14 protein-coding genes and 1 tRNA gene are annotated in these 19,821 nt (G+C 55.5%); 3 read left to right on the forward strand and 12 right to left on the reverse strand.

The window, feature by feature from the left end:
• Window positions 1-4: 4 nt before the first annotated feature.
• The 7 genes from K227x_RS06990 to K227x_RS07020 all read right to left on the reverse strand — a co-directional run bounded on the left by K227x_RS06990 (window position 5) and on the right by K227x_RS07020 (window position 10,161).
• A complete protein-coding gene (locus K227x_RS06990) occupies window positions 5-703 on the reverse strand; it encodes a dienelactone hydrolase family protein (RefSeq protein ID WP_145168862.1) in 699 nt (232 codons plus the stop codon).
• Complete coding sequence (locus K227x_RS06995) at window positions 700-1,851, reverse strand: NAD(P)/FAD-dependent oxidoreductase (RefSeq protein ID WP_315854344.1); 1,152 nt, start codon at window positions 1,849-1,851, stop codon at window positions 700-702. The genes K227x_RS06990 and K227x_RS06995 overlap by 4 nt, the downstream gene beginning before the upstream one ends.
• A 5-nt stretch (window positions 1,852-1,856) precedes the next feature.
• A complete protein-coding gene (locus tag K227x_RS07000; protein WP_145168864.1) occupies window positions 1,857-3,431 on the reverse strand; it encodes a LodA/GoxA family CTQ-dependent oxidase in 1,575 nt (524 codons plus the stop codon).
• A gap of 20 nt (window positions 3,432-3,451) precedes the next feature.
• Window positions 3,452-6,256, reverse strand: coding sequence for a ferritin-like domain-containing protein (locus tag K227x_RS07005; protein WP_218933828.1), 2,805 nt, complete (start codon window positions 6,254-6,256; stop codon window positions 3,452-3,454).
• A 123-nt stretch (window positions 6,257-6,379) separates the two neighbouring features.
• Window positions 6,380-8,080: a vanadium-dependent haloperoxidase gene (locus tag K227x_RS07010; protein WP_145168866.1), complete on the reverse strand. Its 1,701-nt coding sequence runs from the start codon at window positions 8,078-8,080 to the stop codon at window positions 6,380-6,382.
• 333 nt (window positions 8,081-8,413) lie between these two features.
• A complete protein-coding gene (locus K227x_RS07015) occupies window positions 8,414-9,301 on the reverse strand; it encodes a C1 family peptidase (RefSeq protein WP_218933829.1) in 888 nt (295 codons plus the stop codon).
• Window positions 9,302-9,474: 173 nt separating this feature from the next.
• Window positions 9,475-10,161, reverse strand: a complete 687-nt coding sequence (locus tag K227x_RS07020; RefSeq protein ID WP_145168868.1) for a hypothetical protein — start codon at window positions 10,159-10,161, stop codon at window positions 9,475-9,477.
• 1,093 nt (window positions 10,162-11,254) lie between these two features.
• Here K227x_RS07020 and K227x_RS07025 point away from each other — a divergent pair.
• The gene (locus K227x_RS07025) at window positions 11,255-12,262 is read left to right on the forward strand and encodes a hypothetical protein (protein ID WP_218933830.1); all 1,008 of its coding nucleotides are present in this window, start codon (window positions 11,255-11,257) and stop codon (window positions 12,260-12,262) included.
• 415 nt (window positions 12,263-12,677) lie between these two features.
• The gene (locus tag K227x_RS07030) at window positions 12,678-13,898 is read left to right on the forward strand and encodes a tyrosine-type recombinase/integrase (protein WP_145168870.1); all 1,221 of its coding nucleotides are present in this window, start codon (window positions 12,678-12,680) and stop codon (window positions 13,896-13,898) included.
• A gap of 146 nt (window positions 13,899-14,044) precedes the next feature.
• Here the strand turns inward: K227x_RS07030 and K227x_RS07035 are convergent.
• The 5 genes from K227x_RS07035 to K227x_RS07055 form a co-directional block, all read right to left on the reverse strand.
• A tRNA-Ser gene (locus K227x_RS07035) sits at window positions 14,045-14,127 on the reverse strand.
• Window positions 14,098-14,580 carry a hypothetical protein gene (locus tag K227x_RS07040; protein WP_145168871.1) on the reverse strand — a complete coding sequence of 161 codons (483 nt, stop codon included), beginning with the start codon at window positions 14,578-14,580 and terminating at the stop codon, window positions 14,098-14,100. The genes K227x_RS07035 and K227x_RS07040 overlap by 30 nt, the downstream gene beginning before the upstream one ends.
• Window positions 14,577-14,888, reverse strand: a complete 312-nt coding sequence (locus K227x_RS07045; protein WP_145168872.1) for a hypothetical protein — start codon at window positions 14,886-14,888, stop codon at window positions 14,577-14,579. Before K227x_RS07045 ends, K227x_RS07040 begins: the two co-directional genes overlap by 4 nt.
• A gap of 121 nt (window positions 14,889-15,009) precedes the next feature.
• Window positions 15,010-15,498, reverse strand: a complete 489-nt coding sequence (locus K227x_RS07050; protein WP_218933831.1) for a response regulator — start codon at window positions 15,496-15,498, stop codon at window positions 15,010-15,012.
• Between the two features lie 183 nt (window positions 15,499-15,681).
• Window positions 15,682-17,835 (reverse strand): multiheme c-type cytochrome, encoded by a 2,154-nt coding sequence (locus tag K227x_RS07055; protein WP_218933832.1) that lies wholly within the window; start codon window positions 17,833-17,835, stop codon window positions 15,682-15,684.
• A 212-nt stretch (window positions 17,836-18,047) separates the two neighbouring features.
• Between K227x_RS07055 and lysS the strand changes: the two genes are divergently transcribed.
• The gene (gene lysS / locus K227x_RS07060; RefSeq protein WP_145168875.1) at window positions 18,048-19,652 is read left to right on the forward strand and encodes a lysine--tRNA ligase; all 1,605 of its coding nucleotides are present in this window, start codon (window positions 18,048-18,050) and stop codon (window positions 19,650-19,652) included.
• Window positions 19,653-19,821 lie beyond the last annotated feature (169 nt).

Below are 19,821 nucleotides of genomic sequence, written 5' to 3' on the forward strand. Positions count from 1 at the left end.
GGTGCTAAAGGTTCGCTTCAAAGAATTGAATCGTTTCGCGAAGCGATTGATCCCTGGCAGTGCTATTTCCCGAATCGCTGCCCAAGAATCCGTGGACGGCCCCTGGGTGCTTCGTCATGGAAACAGTCGCCCGCTCGCGTACGAGCTGTGATTGAATCGGATTAGCGTTTTGCATGAGAGGAACAAGGGAATCACTTTCACCGTGGTGAATGTGAACTTTGAGCAGCCTGTTTGCATTGGTCCCAATGCCATCAACCTCAGGAAAAGTGAACGGTGAAAAATACTCCACGAGCACGTCGACCGAGTCTCGTATGCGCAGACTCAAGAAACCACCTAGTGAAAATCCAAGAAGCCCGACTTTGGAAGAGTCAATGCCCGGAAGAGTCTTGCAGGCATCGACTGCGTCTCGCAGAACGATCGCCCACGATCCATGACGCAGCGGGATTTGAGGAAAGACAGTGAGCGACGAGTCGTGAGAAGTAGACGGAGACTTTTGAAAGTAGTCCGGCGTCAGTGCAAGGATTCCAACAGCGGCGAGTGCCTTCGCATGACGCTCGATTTCTGGCTTCCATTTTGGAGCAAGTCCATCACTGCCATAGGCAATGATCACGGCGCTGTCATACGTGGTTGCGGGTTCTTCAGCCGTCCAAGAGATATTCTCGGTTACTGTGCCTGTGCCAGTCGGAAAGGTCGTGGGGATCATGCTATGCCATTTTCAAAGGAGGACTTGATGGAGTGAAGATTTCTGCAATTTTTTGGCTCGGAATCAACGCTCGTCCGCCGTTGCCAAAAGACTTGATCCTCCCAGCGAGTTTCCCGCTGGTGTGTCAACCGACTTTGTTCGGTAGATTCGCGAGCGAGGCTGTGAATCAAGTCTCCAAAAAAACGACTTGTCGCGAAATCACTGCGTTCTGATACGACGCTTTCCGCCGCAGCTATTCCCGTTTTGAGCGCGCGGATGATTCCGTTGCCAGAAAGAGGATCGAGCGAGATGGCAGCGTCGCCAATCGCTATCCACCCCTCTCCAGAACTTTCATCAAGCCAACTCGTGTTCGCATTCACAAGACGCAGGGGTTCCAGCAATGATGTTGCTTCGATGCGTTGGGATGTGTGTGGCAAACGGCGAACCAAGTGTCTCCACCAATCTGTTCGTTCGTTGACATGACGGGGAATCAAATCCGCGTCCGTTAAATACGCAACGACCAATTGATCGTTTGGAAGCCCCGCGGAGTACCACCAACCGCTCGGCGCTGACTCGATCAATAGTCGCGGGTCGTCGAGGTCACTTGTTCGCATATAGCCAACCAGCGCCATCAAACGATTTCCAGGAACTCGCGTCGCACCCAGCCGTGTCGCGATCGACGCCGACCGTCCCGTTGCATCAACGAGAATGTCCGCTTGATAGGATTTCGATCCAATTTGAACATTCCAAACAGTCCCAGATTTTGATACTCGCATCGGACCAGCGGGGCGATCGACGTGGCAGCCTCGACCGGCACATTCGCACAGCAGCATTCGATCGAAATGGGCGCGATCGAGATTCCAACCCTGTGAGAACGGTTGGAAAAGGAAACTTGATACTGCGGTTTTGTCGCTGCCCCATGCGGATACGATTCCAGACGTCGGTTCAAAGTCCTCACGCTTGAATTGATCCCACACGTCAAGTGTTTTCAGTAGCCCTTCGGCTTCTGGCAACAACGCTTCGCCCACGCGACTCGTGCTGAATGAGCTTCTTTCAAGAATTGTGGGTGTGCATCCGTTTTGCATCAGTCGCAGCGCCATCGCACAGCCCGCTGGACCGCCTCCCACAATCAATACGTCCGTCGGATCTCTCACACTTGTTTCGCCCACGCTTCTTAAACCAAGAACATTCCATCTGGGTTACGTTCAGTCTCGATGTACTCTCCGTTGGACTGGGCCACGACGCCTAGTTCGTGCCATCGTTCAACCATGTCCTTATGGTTTGCGATCTTGTCCCGATCCCATTCCAATTGCGGCCCACCGGAAGCAACCAGAACTTCATCGGGTCGCTGAGCGGGCCACCAGCCGTTGCGGCACTTCAAGAAGTCTGCCTGCCAAGGCATGGCGTTGTCCTGAGTCAGGTAGCCCGCCGGACGATCATCGTTCGCGGATTCAGGACGCAGGCGAATCTCTACCGCGACGTTGCTGCTGTCCGCTTGATAGATGTCCGGACGAGTGGCAACGATGCGATTGACTTCGATGCCAGGGAAAAACGAACCGCCCGTGCAGTGTTCCAACGCGGCCTGGTCAAGTCCCCACGCCGTTACGTTGGAACTCAATGCAGGGATTCCGCTCCAATCTCCAACAAACAACCCGTCCTTCCACTGCTTCATCAGGAAGTACTGCAAGGGACGAAGTGTAAGCCCGACTGGATTCACTTCGCCGTCTCCATTGAGCCTCGGCATGTTCCCGGTTGTGTTCGGATTGTCGGGGTCGCGAAGCTTGTGAAAGATCAGCTCCCGCAACGACTGGTGTGGGTCATTTCCAGGCGTTGGTACAAACGACAAGTCATTGAAGGCTCGCAGCATCACATTGGCGTGCCCCATGTTCGCAACACGACTCACCCAACCTTGCTGCGAGACGCGATGGAGGATCGGATAGATTTCGTTTGTGAACGATGGGCGGTAGGTGGAATCAAACGCTCCGCCCGAAAATAGGTTCGGGGCAAACGAGAATTGACGAACCACCAAATCGAGCATCAGTTCATACAGCGTGACGATATTGCCCACACCGGGTGCGTAATCAGGCGGGCCAACGATAATCCATGCCTGCTCCGCTTGAACGGTTGTGCCATCGCTCAGCTGGATCGTTGCATTGATTGAACCGTCAGAAGTGTCGTCGTACCAAAAGCGATTGTTCGCAAAGTTCAATCCACCGCCAGCAGAGTAGCCGCCTTGCTCTCCGGGCTTGACGACGAAATTCGACGTGCCGAAACCGCCCGCCACAACGAGGTTGCCGCTACTTTCGGTCGAGGCGTGACCAAGCGGAACGACTTTACCGCGAAACTTCCCATCGTCGAACGCAACCGATTGCCCCGGCGCGCTGAGCGTCTTGGCCGACGGAGCGATGACGAGTTCGCTTTCCGAGATACCTGGATTGCGAGGCGTGTTACCGCCACTGAGAATCACGTTGCCAGCCGCCTTGCGATTGGCGAGCTTCACCGTCCAAGAAATATTCTCAACTTCACTGTGCGACGTTGTGACTTCAAGCGGCTCGGCAGTCGGGTTGTCTGAGTCGTACTCAAACACTCGAAATCGAGCAGCCTGTCGTTTCAATCGCCCGTCGGCCTTGAACGCACCGCCGATGGGCGCTGGCTCGGTGCCGGGAATTTCAGGGCCAATGAACGTTTCCATGCTATTGCCAACACGAGCGACTCCAATAGCCGGATGAATGCGATAGGACTTCGCCATGAGTCTGAATCCGTGGAAGGTTAAACCTGTTGAACGCGGAAAATGTCGCCGCCGATTGAGACGAGATAAAGTTCGCCTTGTGCGTCTTCCCCAAAAGAGACGATCGAGTTGATCGCAGAATTGGCGTTTAATTCAGCCGTTCGTTCAACGTGATTGGAAACGCTAGAGCCGTCGTAGCGGAGGGACCAAATCCGATTGGAAAGAAAGTCTGCATAGAAGTAGGTGCCTTGCAGTCCCGCGATTGCCTCGCCGCGATAGACGTATCCGCCAACGATCGAGCGCCCGTCACTGCGACCGTATTCGTGAATGGGATCGACGAGATTCGGCTGATCGGGATCAAGTCCCGTCAGGTTTGTGCCTTCGCGAATACGCCAACCGTAATTCTCGCCGCCACGGCTATTCGCGTTCTGGAAATTGAGTTCTTCGCGGGCTGACTGACCAACATCACCCATCCAAAGATCGGCGGACAAACGGTCAAAGCTGCAACGCCATGGGTTACGCAAACCAAGTGACCAAATCTCTGCCCGTCCAGCACCACTTGCCGCAAATGGATTCGTGGGCGGTATGCCGTAGTTCATATCGGCGGCGGCCGGAAGATCGTCACGGTCAACGTCGACACGAAGCATCTTACCAAGCAATACGTTTGTTTCCTGAGCGTTGCCCATCGGATCGTTTGACGAACCTCCATCACCCATCGCGATGTATAGCAAGCCGTCGGCCGGACCGAACCCGATCCAACCTCCGTTGTGATTGGTGAACGGTTGGTCGACGACCATTACGTTGTGCCGACTATTGGTGTCCGCAAGACCGCTGGACGCGGTGTATCGACGAATCGTTGTTCTGCCAACCGCGTCTGTACAGTTCACAAAGAAGTGGCCGTTATCTTCATACTGTGGGTGAAACGCCAAGCCCAGCAAGCCTCGTTCTCCGTTGGTGCTCAGATCGTCAACTTGAATGAAGGTCTGAACAAGCTGTCCATTGGAAGCGTCTAGCACTTGAATCGCACCCGTCTTTTCGACGATATAAAGTCGATCGGGTTTACCAGGGGCGAAGGTGACGAACAACGGCTGCGTCAATCCAGTTGCAAAACGATTTGCGACGATTCCAGCGGCACTGGGAACCACAGCGCCAGCTCGTGCGACTGCTGCCGGACGAGCCGCCGCTACGATTGCTGGGGCATTGCCGCCGACAGCGCCGGACGCAGCCAAGCTACGTATCCAACGATCAACGACTTGAATCTCGTCGTCCGAAAAATTCCCTGACATCACGCCCGTGGTGATTTGGATATAAAAACCACTTTGGCTCGGGCTTCCGGGGACTACCAACGGCTTGCCCACCGCAGGAGGACGTTTGGCATTGGTCGAAGTCAGGAAACTGACGATGGCATCATAGTTCTCAGCCGAGAACAGCTCGTTCAGGCTGCCGCCAGCCGGAATTTGCACACCGCTGTGCATGAATTGAGCGATCCCTTGTTTCGATTTCAAAAGTTCCAAGAAGTCCGCCTTTGCCTTGGTGCCATCGCCGGGAGCTGGCGGTGGATCACTCGGATCATCGGGCGTCTGCGGTGGTGTAACCGTTTCGGAAAACTCAAGGGCGGATTCACGAATGGTATTTACAAAGTCTTCCAGGTTCGTTTGAAACGGAGGCACGCTGGTCGTTTGCGCAAGCAGATTATTGATAGCGTCGACGATTTCCACGTAGGTTCGCCACTGAGCGGACTGCGAATGCGGGAGCGCCAACGTGTAAGGCATTGCAAACGGTGGCCCAGCCTTTCGTTCTCTGCCTTGCGTATCGGCCTGGGGAGGATCGTGTTGCGGTCGAGTCTGTAGAAATCCAATGACCTCACGCAGACCAGGGAATTGCATCATGCCAAATGCCCAACCAATGACCGTCGTACGCGCCGTCGTTCCCTGTTCCAGAACCAGCGAATGTGCGATTCCGTGGAGCAGCAACCGATATTGCAAATCGGCAATGTGCGCCCAGCGGCGACTCTCCGCATCGGTGATTCGTCCAGCTTCCATGTCCAAATCCTGGTGAGGCTGCTCGGACGTATTGGGATTGGTCGGCATCGGACGACTTGGATTCCAAGTCGTTGTGGCCTCAAGTTCCTCGTAGATCGTACGGAATTTTTGGTAGTGCGATGTGACAGCCGTGTCGCCACCTTCGCCCTGCTCAGCGATCTCATTGGCCAGCGCCCTGGCCTCGCTTAGACTTGAGACGGGTCGGACAATTCGCTCACTGAAGCCTCTCCATTCAATCGCGGTCGCTTGAAACGTGGTAGCGGATTCCGGATAGATATCGTCTTCCGTCAACGTAACCAGCAATGCATCAATTTTTTCAAAGAGGGATCCAACGCGGTTGATCGGCATCCCTCCTTGAGCCCCCGTCGCGCGGTCAATGATCGCCTGCAGCGGTGCATCTGCAACGATGTCAGGCATCTCAGCCACGACATACTTTGCCAACGAGTCGAGTGAGATCGGTTCGAGTTTGAAGTGAAACGGATAGAATAGGTCGCGAAACGGAAAGTCTTCACGTTCCAAATTCACAGGACCACCAAGCAGCAACAAAAGATTTTGCATCGAGATCAGGTGAGCCATCTCTTCGATCGCGATTTCAACGATCGCTCTCCGCCAGCCGCCCGCTTTCGCTTGTTCGGTCGGACTCGGCCCCGCAGTCGCATCAATCGAATAGGCGGCATAGAGATACTGCACGAGCAACGACTGTTCAATTTCGGCAGCGGTTTGCAGAAGAAAGATTGCTTCGTCTCTGGCAGTCAGCTCGCCGTCAACGACAAGGTCTTCCGTCGCATGCGTAACGGGAGTCACACCGTCAGCAGCAGCTCTTGCGACCGCCCGACCTCTTCGTTTGCGGAACGAAATGCGTGGACCTTTAAGCATCAATCTCTGCCAGTCGTGAAGGGGGAATTTTGTTCACTTGGTCGTTCAGCGTCAAACGACGGTCGATAGCGCCTTTGCGATGTCACACTCCGAGGCCTCAAGACACCGACCGCGTTTCAGCTCTGGCAGGTTCAGTTTCTTGCCGGCGAACTTGACTTGCCCTGAGTGAATTTCGATCGGCTTGCCGCCGAAACTGTTGAACTCGATGCAGTATTCCTCGGTGTAGGTCGCGCTCTTGCGATACAGCATGTCGATGGCGACCCGCTGACCAAGCAAGACGCTTTGCGTGTAATCGCTGCGCCAATGGACGCCGGCCATGTTGCGACCGGTTGCGATGTTCGCGGCAAGTTTGTTCAGCTCAAGTTCGACGGTCATCTTGCCGCTGTGCGCGTCCATGCCTTGATACGGTACAAGGTGCCCGCCGTCGGCAGTTGATTCGACCGGTCCGATGAACTGAACGCTGCCATCGAAGAAGGATTTCAGCACGGTCACGCACGCACCGGCGACTGTTGCGTGCCCGGCTCCGTAGGATGGATGAGTCGGCGATCCTTCGGGATAAGCCATCGGCAGCAACGCATTTGGCTCAGGACGATGACCACGACCGCGGCGTTTTCCGCGAGAAGAAGTGAGCCGATCCAGCGCGCTACTGGCTCGCAGAATTCGCTCGACTTCGATGTCGAAATCTTCGTAAGGCACTGGCACTTCATCGACAATCGAGCGATGGACCAAAGCGGCATAAGCTTCGGGACGCAGTCGTAGATGGGTCCATTTTTGTCGCCACACGGCTTTCAATGCCCGAGTCGCAACCTCGGTGACCTGAGAGAGAACCTGAGGACCGCCGAATGTGCCAAAACCGTCTTGATCTGGGTATTTTGGTGCCCCGCGATTCGCTGACTTTAGGTATTCCTCGTGTTCGTGCGGCCGCTGATCCTGCCCGGTTCCCATCACGCTGCATCCGGGCCCGTAAGGATTGCCTGGATTACTCGGGTATCCACCGCCCAGCAAAATTAGAGCCGCATTGAGATAGGCCTCGTAGAGAGCGTCATAATGCACGTAGGTTGCCAGATCTCGCATCGTCGATAGATATCGTCGTTGAGACGGATCGTGTTGGCCCACCAAGTTTTGATTCGGATTTCTTCTTTCGCCGTCTTGGACGTGAAGCCATTCCGACCAATCCGTCATGTAGTCGACACCTGCTGCGGCATGAATGCATCGCTGTGGAATTCGCAACGTGCCATAAGGGATTTCGTGAAGTAAAAACTGCGAAAGATAAGGGCCGACGTTCTCCGAAATTCCGGCATTTTTGTCAGCAAATCGCGCCAATTCGCCGCCACGGAATAGACTCTTCGATGTAACAGAAAGCGTCTCGAAGCCAGATGTCGTTGGATCTCCGTTAGGATCGTCACGGTTGACAAACAAAGGCAGAGTGCTGATCTCACCCGCGGCCGCGGCGACCATCGGATGATCGTCCCACTGCGCGAACGGCACATCACGCAGTATCGCCATCCAGTACAGTTCGATCATCTCAGCCGCCTCTTCCTGGCTGTTCAAATCCGGCGGCGCGGGGATTTCGTAACAGCATGGATCGGTAACTTCGGTATCAAGTGACCAACCTGATTGCGGATTCACGAAACGGCGCAGCGAGTCACAAGTCTTGTTACGCAGTTGAAATTTACGCTTCGCGGCTTGTCCAGGATCCGCGTTCAGCTTCTTGAGCTGATCTACCAGATTCTGAAACTGCGATGCATTCACTTCGCCAGTGGTCGGATCATGGTCAAGGCCCTTCGAGAATCTCGCTGTTGGGCTTTCCGCCGCAACAGTCAGTCTCGCGCCAAAAACGCTACGGCAGTCTTTCGCGGCAGTGGCAGTCTTTCGCTGCGTCGTTTTGGTCTTTCGTTTCGTCGATGCTTTCGGTTTTTGTGTTGACTTTCGCGCTGTCTTTTTCTTCGACATGACTAATTCCGCTGATTTGATTGCTCGACTTTGATTGCTCGACGTCAAAGATGAAGTGAGTTTCAAGGAGATTGTGACTCAGTCGTCTCGCCAATCTACGGAAGCAGATAGGAACGACTAGAACGGGTTTTCTTAGTCTGCCGCGGCAACAACAGATGGCCGAGACAACTCCGTCGCATCCAGCCATTCTTCCGAGAATAGGCACCAGAAATCGCGAGCGAGATAGTTACAAACGAAGCTGGCAGGAAGCCATCCATACCCATTGTCTCCCCATTGCTTTCCCCATGAGCTGCGAATCAAGATCGCGTCTTGATCCGCACCAACGCGATTCAATTGGTATCCAACTGCGACAACAGATTGACCACCGCGCGGTGCGTCATGGGCTTTGCGAAAAAGAATGTCGGGACCATCAGCCAATGACGAAGGCACAGAGAACCCGAACAAGACTGGAAAACCGGCCGCAAGGAAGGATTTCAACGCACGCCATGTCTCTTGACCACTACATCCATCATCGACAATACGAAAATACCGAAGGGCCTTCGGGGCCGTTGCCAGCGAAAGCAGAAACGAGCTAGGTTCGGATCGAAAAGCTTCGATACTGTATGGCCAGTATTCTTCCGGCGGGACGCCAACCTGAGCAAGTACTTTCAAGGTGGTCCTCAAATCCGCGCCTGAATCAGCAATATCTCGCCCTGCTTTCGCAATTCTGTGTCGTGTAGCTTGATAAAGAAACAGGCGTGAGCCATCGTAGGTCCGTCCGGCAACACGCCGCTCAAAATACTCAACCGCAGACAAGACCGCGAACGCAGATGAAGCATTCAATGTTCGTTGGTCATCTACTGCCGTGAAATACTCTGTGTCGCAATCGCAGCGTAGATCAACTAGGTCGGGTTGTTCGGAGTCCAGCATCTCCGGCAGGTCTAGAAGTAGACGCTGAACCTCAGGGTGTCGAAACGTGAAGTCGCGTCCATCGGGAAGGTCAGGTTGCCAACCCAATCCTCGCGGCACAAATTTAGCCATAGCGATCTCGTGATTGAATGCACATCGAGGCATAAAACGCTTCTCTAAACGTCTATTCAATCGCTAGGACAGAAATTGGCTACGGAATAGAATGGGAACGCTCCGCGAGTAACGCGATTTTCACATGAAGGACTCCACGCAACTGAGTTAGAACAATGCATCATTCAGTGATCTTACTCGGCTAAGTCGACAATCTCCCAGATGACTCCTTCCCCGGTCCCGTCTCCCCGGAAATGAATGACCGCATAACGCTGTTTCCGGTTTAGGCACTTGATCGTGTCGGCTAGTCGTCGCTTGGAGTCCTGCTCCGCGTTCGGCGGTAGTGGATCGTCGATTCGCGGTGGCCATCCGTCCTCTTCAAAAGCATCAAGAATCGCTTGTTGATTGACGGCCACCCATTTGAAGTGCTTCACGACTGCCCCATCGAATCGCAGTTCGCGACGTTCCGCTTCCCAGATAGGTACCGCGGCTTGTGACAGGCCTTGGTTCTTGGCGACACCATTCCGCGAGACTTGCTGATCACCAGGCTTGTAATCGACTTGCAACGAGACATTGGTGGCTGGGTATAACTTTTTGGCAAGTTGTACGCCGCAATCGGTCAGGAAGAAGCATGATCGCTCGCAATAGGTCAGGTCACCCTCAGGCTGAAAGTGCCGACCGTTCTCTCCCTCCAACGTCACCTCTCGCTGGTGCGTCACCAATCCGCTCCGTACGAGCCATCGAAGGTCGTTCGGAGTAAGTCCCAACGTCACAAGTTGGCCAATTTCAACGGCGAACTCCCAAGGCTCGCTAGTCACCTGCTGTGCATATTGAGATGCCAGCAACAACGGCGCCATTGCGGCAGCGACGTGACTTGGCAAGTTTGTCTCGGTTGATGTGAACCTCTTACTCGTCATCCCCGTACCCCTACGATTGCATCTTTCGAACGCTGCTACATCGAATCCGCGTCTCCACCAAAGGGAGGGTGGGCGGGCCCCTCATGTGGTTCTGGGATCATAAGGGATTCTGGCTCGTCATGCGCCACTCTGCCTCGGAATTGCGGCGATAAGCAACCTATTCCCAGAATCGGGCCGTTACATCGGTTGTTCAGGGCCTCGATCGCCTATTTTAACTACCTGTCTAACGGGCGAACGCGTTCGTTATCTGCCGGCCGATGCCGAACGGTGCGAGAAGAAAGCCTTGAGGCGTCCGTCGAGTGGGGCACAACTCGACGGGCCAATGGTTGAGCGGGGTGCGATCAACACCCCAAGGCGAGCAGATTGATACCTCAGCTGTGATCAAACTGTCAACTGCGCCGCAAATGATATGCGGATTCCAAGCTGCCAATCTCTGTCCTGCTCAATAGTATTCGCGATTTTGCCGCATCCGGCAAAAGAAGGAGCAGTGCCTGTCGTTCACATTGGATTAGAAGCAGGTCGACGGGTATTTCTTGAAAGCCAAATCAACTATTCGCACGCGCCCGCAGATGCGGGCGCTAACGAATCCTTGATACCGTGTTCACGTGTTTTCCGGGGTGAAATGGCCCTGCCAGCGTCCGTTTGCCTCCCGAATCGGCTTTGCTAGCTAAATTGAAGCCCAAAACGCGTCATATAACATGAGCGCTGTCTTAGCCATCGTTCAGCGTCCATGCCCGCCAATCGAACATCTAAATTGGGAGCAAAAATGCGGCATATAATGTGAGTCCGATACGCTTAGCTAACACCTCAAGTCGATCGATGGTCGGATTCTTGAATCCTAGCTGAATTTTGACCGATATTGCGTCAAGATACTTGAGCACCCCGCCTATCCATCGTGCCAACCTCTGCGAGCCAATGGCCTCATCCAAAATCAGTTAGTCCCACCATGATACGGCAACGACCATCATTTCACCTCAGTTCGCTTTCGGTAGAAATGCGTTGGGAATCGACCCGACGCCATCCGCTCTACATACAGCTTTGGAAAATACTGGAAACGATGCGTCAAGTCGACAACGATGCAGAGGCAAGTCGGATGTTTCTGACCGATCCCCTGATCCTTCGAACCATGCTGGGACTGGGTGTCAACGGATTACCTGTCGACCCAGCAACGGACTTCACCGACTTGATTGGGGATAGAGATCAGCGTCAATGGCTTCGTGGGGCGATTCAGCCAATAACCGTTCGATCGATTGCCGGGTTGTTGATTGCCTATTTGGGTGAAGAGACGCTCAGCGAGGTAGGTGCGGCGTTCCAACTGGCATCGAAAGGGGATCGAAATTCTGATGATCGCAAGAAAGCCGTTCTGCAGGTCAAACAGTGTCAGCTCGATGAACTTGACCAATTTCTCGACGCTCCGTTTTACTCGTTGAGCCCAGTAGCCCCGCGCGACCAAATGATTTCAGATCTCGCTCGCATTCAAGCTGAATGGCGCGAGCGCCACAATCTACCAACGACGCGGAGCCGCGAACCAGAACTCAAAAATTATCTGAGGGCTTGGGACTTGCGAGAAGGATGGGAAAACGGGGAGTACCGACGCGGGGCGATTCGTTTGTTGAAGGACGTGGCAGACACGTTGGGCAAAAACAAATCCACAACTAATAATTGGTACCGCTCTGCCTTCCATCTGATTACGGGGCACGACTTCAGTTCGGCCAATTGGCAGGAACTGATGTCCGCAATGCACCTCACAGGTCTTATCGAAGAATCGGTTAATCCGATCTCAGTCGATCGTCTAAAACGCGCGCCGTCGCCTCGCCCGGTCGACGATACGACCATTTCGGAGGGGCGAAACCGTTCGGGAGGTGGGCTGGTAGAAGGATTGGCAGTGAGCGGCAGTTTATTCGATCCTGAGCAATGTATCACTGAAATTTTGCGTCTCATTGATGAGGGGCAAACCGACGATCAGATCATCGACGAAATCGGACTTGGCGAACAGGTTTCCAAAGGCATCGCTTTCCTTAGGGAAAATCGAGAACTCGACTCGAAACCTCTCGCTTCAAAATAGCCTTCGCCTTATTTGGCTTCCGGAAGGAGGCGGAAGCATGTCGTTGCTTCTGTTATCAGCCGCAGCTCGAGCGGCTATCGAATCGAAATGATCCGAACCTATGTCATCGGCCAGCCGATCTGGGGCACCAGGGGAATATGTGTTGCCACAGCAGTTCGCCGCACAGGCGGGAATCTCGTTGTCGACCGTCCACCGCTATCTAGCGAGCGGACGTCTTACCAAAATTCAGAGGGGCGGCAAAAACAGCCGTGTCTGGATTCCCGTGCAAGAACTCTCGTCTCTCGATGAGAGCAGCGTTGGCGTTGCAAGCGTCGTGGACGCGATTGCTGAAATGCCAGCTCGCAAGCGAACGTCACTGCCTGGGCGCACCCCCGAGTGGAAGATCGGTTTGCCTTCCTAATTGTTGGAGCAAACCATGCCGAAAAAATCACAACCAGAACAGTTTACTTGCCAGTTTTTCTGCTGGCCAATCTATCAACGACCCAACGGTGTTTGGTACGCCGACGGTCGTTCCAATGGAGCCGCGATCAAACGAACGTCGCTCGGCAGCAAAGACCGAGAAGAAGCGATCGCGGCGCTTCATGTGTTGGATCGAGTCCAAGCCGAACGGGTTGGGCTCACACCTCGATCCACGGTTGCAGATTCAAGCAAGCGATTGCCGCTTGCGTTGGGTCGGAAACTGTTTGACGGTCACACGTCGCGACCAAGACTGGTCGGTGGAACGAAAGCCAACACGCAGAAACGCTACAGGGCGATCTTCGACAAGTTCTTGCCATTCCTCGAAACCAAACGGATCGTGGACTGGCACCAAATCACGGAGCAAACGTTGGCATCCTACGCTGAGTATCTCAACGAACGAGAGTACGCTTACAAAACCGTTTTCGGAGAACTGAACACGATCAAGACTGCCTTTAAGTGGCTTTGCACCGAGAAGCATCTTGCGCGAGAACCGCTGGTGCTTCGGCTTCGCAAGGCGGACTGCGAGCGGGCTTACTGCTACTCCAAAGTTGAGGTCGCTGCGATGATCAAACACTGCAGCGAGTTGTCGGACCTCAACTGGCTTCGCGATGTCATTATCGCACTGTCCTGTACCGGACTGCGGATCAGCGAATTGGCATCGCTGAAACAGGCGGACGTCAAGACAAAAAGCCGATCACTGGTCATCGCGGACGAAAGCGGCTTTGCCAACGGCCAAGCCGATCGTCGGTCCACTAAAAGCAGCCGAACTCGGCACATTCCAATTCACTCCGACCTGCAGTCGGTGCTTGAATCGTTGCGTCACCGCAAAGGAAATGTATTTCTCGGACCAAGGGGCGGAACGCTAAAACCGGACACCGTCCGCAACATTCTTGTACGCGAAGCAATCGAACCGTTAACGCCTCGCTTCCCGAAACGATTTGAGGGACAGCGAAGTTTTGAAGACGGGCGGCTCCACAGTTTTCGTCATTACTTCTGCAGTACCTGCGCGAACAACTCGATCCCTGAACGGATCGTGATGAGTTGGCTTGGGCACTCCGACAGCGAGATGGTACGACACTACTACCACTTGAGCGACGAGGAAGCTCTTCGCCAAATGGAGAACCTAGATCTTGTTGGAAAAGACGCCGGACGTTCCGGTGTTGAGGAAGTTCGTTAACCAGACTCGATCGTTAGATTTGGCCCTGCCACCGGCGGGCCTGCTATGGTTTGAACACGATTTTTGGCACACTTTTGGCACACCGCAGTGTGCCAATGAAAAAGACCCCGTAAAACACGAGGTTTTACGAGGTCTTTTTGTTAAAGCGGAGGACACGGGACTCGAACCCGCAACCGATAAATCGGCAACTGATTTCGAATCAGTCTGCTAGCCAATTCGCATATCCTCCTGGCACAGGCGGTATATTCCCCTGCGTCGGGCTGTTCGTCAAGTCGATAGACCAAGGTCCCGGCGAGCTGGTCGATTTTAGTTGGTCAATCAGGCCGGTTATTTCGGGATCAGCGGCCAAGGCGGCTTCGATTTCTGCGGCATTTGGGTGGTCACCGACCAGGATCTGCCCGTCAGATTGGACCCGGATTTCGTCCGGAAGGTTCGATGTCATGCCCATCGACGAGAGCCGATCGCGAATCGCAGCGGTCAATTCGCCGATCGGATCTTCGGCCGACACCGGATCTTCGGCCGACGCCGGATCGGTACCTGCGCCGAGGACCTCGTCAAAGCTGATCGCTTTTCCCAATTGCTGGCCGGCCTGTTTGGCGATCTGGGCCACCGCGCCGATCGCATGGGACCCCAGAGCCAGGGCTCCTACCGAAGCAGCAGCACCTTGGATCGGAAAACTCAATGTTTGTGCTCGGTCGTGAACCCGTATTCCTTCAGCCACTTTTCCCATTTGTGGGCTTCGTCGTGGCTGTCTAGCTTCAGTTCACGCCAATCGGGACAACGATATTTGACGTCGATGTGGCCGTTGTGTTGGTCTTGTTTGAGCTCGCAGCCCAGCTTTTTCAGGGTCGCCGAAATTGTGTCGGCTTTCTTTGCGTCGTGGATATGCTTGGCTTTCCATTCTTTGCATTGATAGCGAACCATCTCGCCAGCCAGTGCAAACGTAGGCACAGCCATCAGGGCTGCCATCAAGGCAAAACGTCGAAACATGGATTCTTCCTGAAAAAGTCTTCGGGGGGAGAGAAAGATGGAAGGAATGTGTCGAAATAGTGAATGCAGACCCGGAAGGTCAAGAGCTTTGCTGGAAAACCTTGCCGGACTCGCTTTCGGTTCACAGCGAAACCCAGCCCGGCCGGCTCGGTCGCGATCCACGGCGGCGGTGGGCCGATATCAGATTGGGCATCCACAGTGTTTGATCGACCACGGCAATCAGCGAGTTCGGGTCGATCGGCTTGAACAAGCAACGAGTCGCCTGAGCCATCGCTTCGGCCTTTTTCTCTAAACCCGCCCATTTCGAGTCCGCGATCAAGACCGCAGGCAGGTCCTGGTAGCCTTCTACCGACCGCATTTCGTGCAGCGTTTCTAAGGTGGCAGCAGCATCCTGGCCAACGTCGGCCACCAGCAGGTCTTGCGGGCCCATCGCCAGAGCGTCGACTGCGGATTTGCCTTGGCGAGCACAGATGCACACGTATCCGTGGTGGTCCAATACGCCGGCCAGCGTCAGCAGCGATATCGGGCTGGGATCCAGCACAATGATCGATGCACGCTTGGTGCGGGGGGGCTCAACATGGGGGGGGTGACCGGGGTCGATGTGACGCATGGCTACAGTGTTCCACCTGAGTGACGGGTGCGGATCCCTGCAAAGGCGAAACCACGTTGTGACGTTTAATCGGCGTTGGCCCATCGATGCAAGAGCGTTGTCGGGGGCGGAGCGAAGTAGCGGTTCGGCGTCTCTTGCGGTGTTTGGATGCCGGATCTGTGTCGCTTCGCTCCTTGATCCGGCCTACGGACCGTTGGGGGCGTTTTGCGACAGTCGCTCGGCGATCCTTTGGAACCTTGCTGCGGTTTCGGCGTCGACGTAGCTGTAGATTTTGGCCAGCGAGGCATAGGGTTTGGCATACGCGGCGTCCAAATCCAGCGATCGCTGCAACGCCTCTTCGGCATCGCTGATCCGACGCTGGTTGGCGTAACAGATCGCTAGGTTGTACCAATCGCGTGCGTCGCGGCGGATCCGTGTCAGTTCTTCGTACAACGGGATCGCTTGGTCATACGACTGGTCAAAAATCATCTTGTCGGCCAACGTTTCTAGGGCGAGCTGCCGCGTCTTCGTCGGCTTCGTTTCCTGCCTCAATGTTTTGACGGCGAAGTAGTGTGCCAGGTCGTAGGACTGTTGGATCTGTTTCTGGACGGTGTCGTCATCTGCAGCCTCGTCATCCGTCGCCCCGTCGTCAGACTTTTGCAGGATCATTGCCTTGGCCCGTTGCCGTGATGTTTCGGCCAACAGAGCCAACGAATCGATTTCGTCCGCCGACGGCAGTGCCCTGATGGCAGCATCGTCCGACGCCAGGATCGGATCGACTTGTCCGTTGATCGCCTGCAGTACCGACCAAGACGCTTCGGCCATGACGTCGCGGCGATGAAGTTCTTCCGGCGACAGCAGGTCAACCGACTGACTGACCCGGCGCATGGGTGGGCTGGTGGGCCGTGTGACTCCACGCGGTTTCCCGTCCTGGTAAACGGCGATCAGGTGGTTGGTGATGCTGGCGTGCGGGATGTCGCTGCCGGCACGAGGCATGTGGCAGGCGGCGCACGCATTCTGGTTCTCTGTTTCTCGCTGTGGCAACGGGACCGCACATCCCTGATCGACGTGACAACTTTGGCAAACGTTTCGAAACGCATCGATCTTGTCCGATGCCAGATCGGAAGCATGGGGATCGTGCGGGTCGTGACAGGTCACGCAGGTCATCGTGTCGGATTGCAAATAGCACTGACTCTGCCACATCTGGTCAAAGTGGTTCGAGAACGTTTTGACCGATTCTCGCTCGGCCGTCGACTTGTACGCCAATCGATTCTGGATCAGGTCTTCGCCAGGTTGATAATCCCAAACGGTTTCTCCGGACGCCATCACGGTCACGTCGGCATCCAGGTGACACTGGGCGCAGATTGATTCGGCAGCGTGTCGATCCAAGCTGGATGGATTGACGATCTTGGTGTCCGCGATGATTTCGTCTTGCTGCAACTGTTGCAGGTCGGGATTCATGCGATCCCGATACAGTGCCGTGTGATCCGCACCGGCGCCGTGGCATCGTTCACAGCCGATCGAAAGTTCGTGCAGGATCAACCTGTTCGGGTTTTCGTCCGCGGTCGAAACGATCCCCGCGTGGCAGTAAACGCAACTGTCTTCGATGACCCGGCCAAACCCAGCTTGGTTGGCGGTGTCGTAGCCCGGTGCGATGGCATAAGCCTGGGGCGACGTGTACCAGGTGATCGGTGACTGCAGCAGGTAATCGCCGTCGCGAACCAAGTATCCCTTGGCGAACGCGCCGCTGCCCATCACGTATTCCACCGGCAACTGGGCGATCGGCAACTGGGCGATCGGCATCCGGTCGTCGGTGTCGGGCGAATCGCCAAAGTAGCGTTCGTCTTCGTGCACCCAAGTAGACCCCGATTTTCGGACGGTATAGGTGCGGTGGCTGGCAGGGTGATGGAACGCCAACCCGGTCGGAAGATCGGCCGCGGTCGGTCGACGAAGGGATCGGCTGTGGTGAGTTTTCTGATAGCTGGCGTACCGATCGGCGTGGCACTTGGCGCAAGCCGCGGTACCGACGAAACCGCCGGGAAAGTCAGCGGCCGATTCGGATGCGGAATTGCCCAGGTCGCCGATTTTTCGCTCGCCGATTTCTCGGTCGCCAATCTCTGGATCAACCATTTCTCGGTTGCGGGGGGATGTCGACTCTGGCGGGGCGGCCTGGGATGCAGGGAAACCGGAACCATCGGTTGGACGCGCTGGTGGCTTTTCGGTGGGGGCGGCTGACGTCGACGGTGCCTTGGCCGCGTCGGCTGGCGCGATCGGGGGCTCGGGTCGGGAACAACCGCTTGCGACCGCAATCATCAGCGCAAACAGCCCCCCGATTTGCGGCAGCCTGGCATCGATCATGTGGCGGGACCGAATGGGTGACATGTTGCGAATGGCGAGCTGGGAGAATCGGGAAAGGCGATGGCGATCGAGATGATGAAGAATGGTGGACGAATAGGATACAGTCTGCGGCTTGCGAAATCCTGCGATCAAAACGACAATCCTCGGCAAACCACCCTGTCCGGCGCGCCGCTTTCGCCGCGCCGATCGAACTGTTCCGTTAAGCCAATACCATGAACCAAGCTGCCGCTCCCGCCCCTGGTGACGACTCTCAAGCCAAGGGTGCCGCCAAGCCCGCCGACGTGACCGATCCGCGAGTCGCCCGCCGCGAGAAACTGCGTCAGATCGTCGAACGTGGCGTCGACCCGTTTGGCAGCCGATTCGATGATCGCGATATGATCGGTTGCTGCCATGATCGGGCCAGCGAAGTGAAGTGGACCAAGGAAGACGGGACCGACGTGCCGCTGCCGGATTTTTCGGACGAAACTCTGGAATATCGCCAATGGAAGTCGGACAACGGCCCGGGCGAAGAAACCGGGCCAACGGTGCGTGTGTCGGGCCGAATCATGCTGATGCGCGGCCAGGGCAAACTGATCTTTTTGACGATGAAGGACTGGACCGGCCAACTGCAGATCTTCATCGGCAAGAACCAAGTCGGCGAGGAAGGCTTTGATCTGGCCAAGCTGTTTGACCTGGGCGACCTGGTCGGTGCCGAAGGTCGGCTGGGCCGCACCAACACCGGCGAATTGACCGTTTTTGCCGAAAAACTGTACTTCCACACCAAAATGTTGGAAGTCCCACCGGAAAAGCACGCCGGTTTGACCAACCCCGAAATGCGCCAGCGGATGCGTTACGCCGACTTGGCTTTCAATGACGGCGTGATCGACACGTTCATGGACCGCACTCGGATCATCAAATCGATTCGCGAAACGCTCGACGGCGAAGGTTTCTGTGAAGTCGAAGGGCCGACCCTGCACACGATCGCCGGTGGTGCAGCCGCACGTCCGTTCGAAACTCATCACAACACGTTGGACATGCCGCTGACGATGCGGATCGCGCTGGAACTGCACCTGAAACGGTTGATGGTCGGCGGGATGGAACGGGTCTACGAAATGGGACGCGTCTATCGCAATGAAGGGATCAGCCCGCGGCACAATCCCGAATTCACGATGATCGAACTGTATCAAGCCTATGGCGATTATCGATCGATGATGGACCTGACAGAGAAGTTGATTGTCAACGCGATCGACAAGATCGGGGGCGGTTACGTTCGACCGTTCGGTGACAAAATGGTCGACTTCACCCCGCCATTCAAACGAGCCACCTACGCCGAATTGTTCCAGCAAGCCACCGGCATCGATCCGACCGACGACGCGTCGGTGATGGAACTGGCCAGGAAGTTGCATTTGGAAACCGAAGGCAAACACCCGGATGTGATTCGCAACGAAATCTTCGAAGAAAAGGTCGAAGATTCGCTCGACGGCCCCATCTTTGTCATCGACTACCCGGCCAGCATCTGTCCGCTGACGAAGCGAAAACGCGACCAGCCCGAGATCGCCGAACGGTTCGAGCTGTTCATCCTGGGGATGGAATTGGCCAACGCCTATACCGAACTGAACGATCCCGATTTGCAGGAAGAGTTGTTCAAAACTCAACTGGAAGGTCAGGACGACGAAGATTCGATGGCCAAAATGGACCACGATTTCGTGCGAGCCCTGCGGTATGCGATGCCTCCGGCGGGCGGCTTGGGGATCGGGATCGATCGCTTGGTGATGCTGCTGGCGAACAAAAAGTCGATCCGCGACGTGATCCTGTTCCCGCTGCTAAGGCCAGAGTGAGTGGTTTTGCTAGCGGTGCAGCACGTTTCCACCAGTGAAACGTGACCGGGGAAATCCTGTCACGAAAACCCGGATGACGGCGATTCTTCGCTTTACCCGGCCGGCGGATCTGTCCTAGACTCCGCCCCGGTGCCGTCAACGGATGATGGTCAAGATTTTTTCGCCGAAG

It is taken from the genome of Rubripirellula lacrimiformis (assembly GCF_007741535.1).
Taxonomy (GTDB): domain Bacteria; phylum Planctomycetota; class Planctomycetia; order Pirellulales; family Pirellulaceae; genus Rubripirellula; species Rubripirellula lacrimiformis.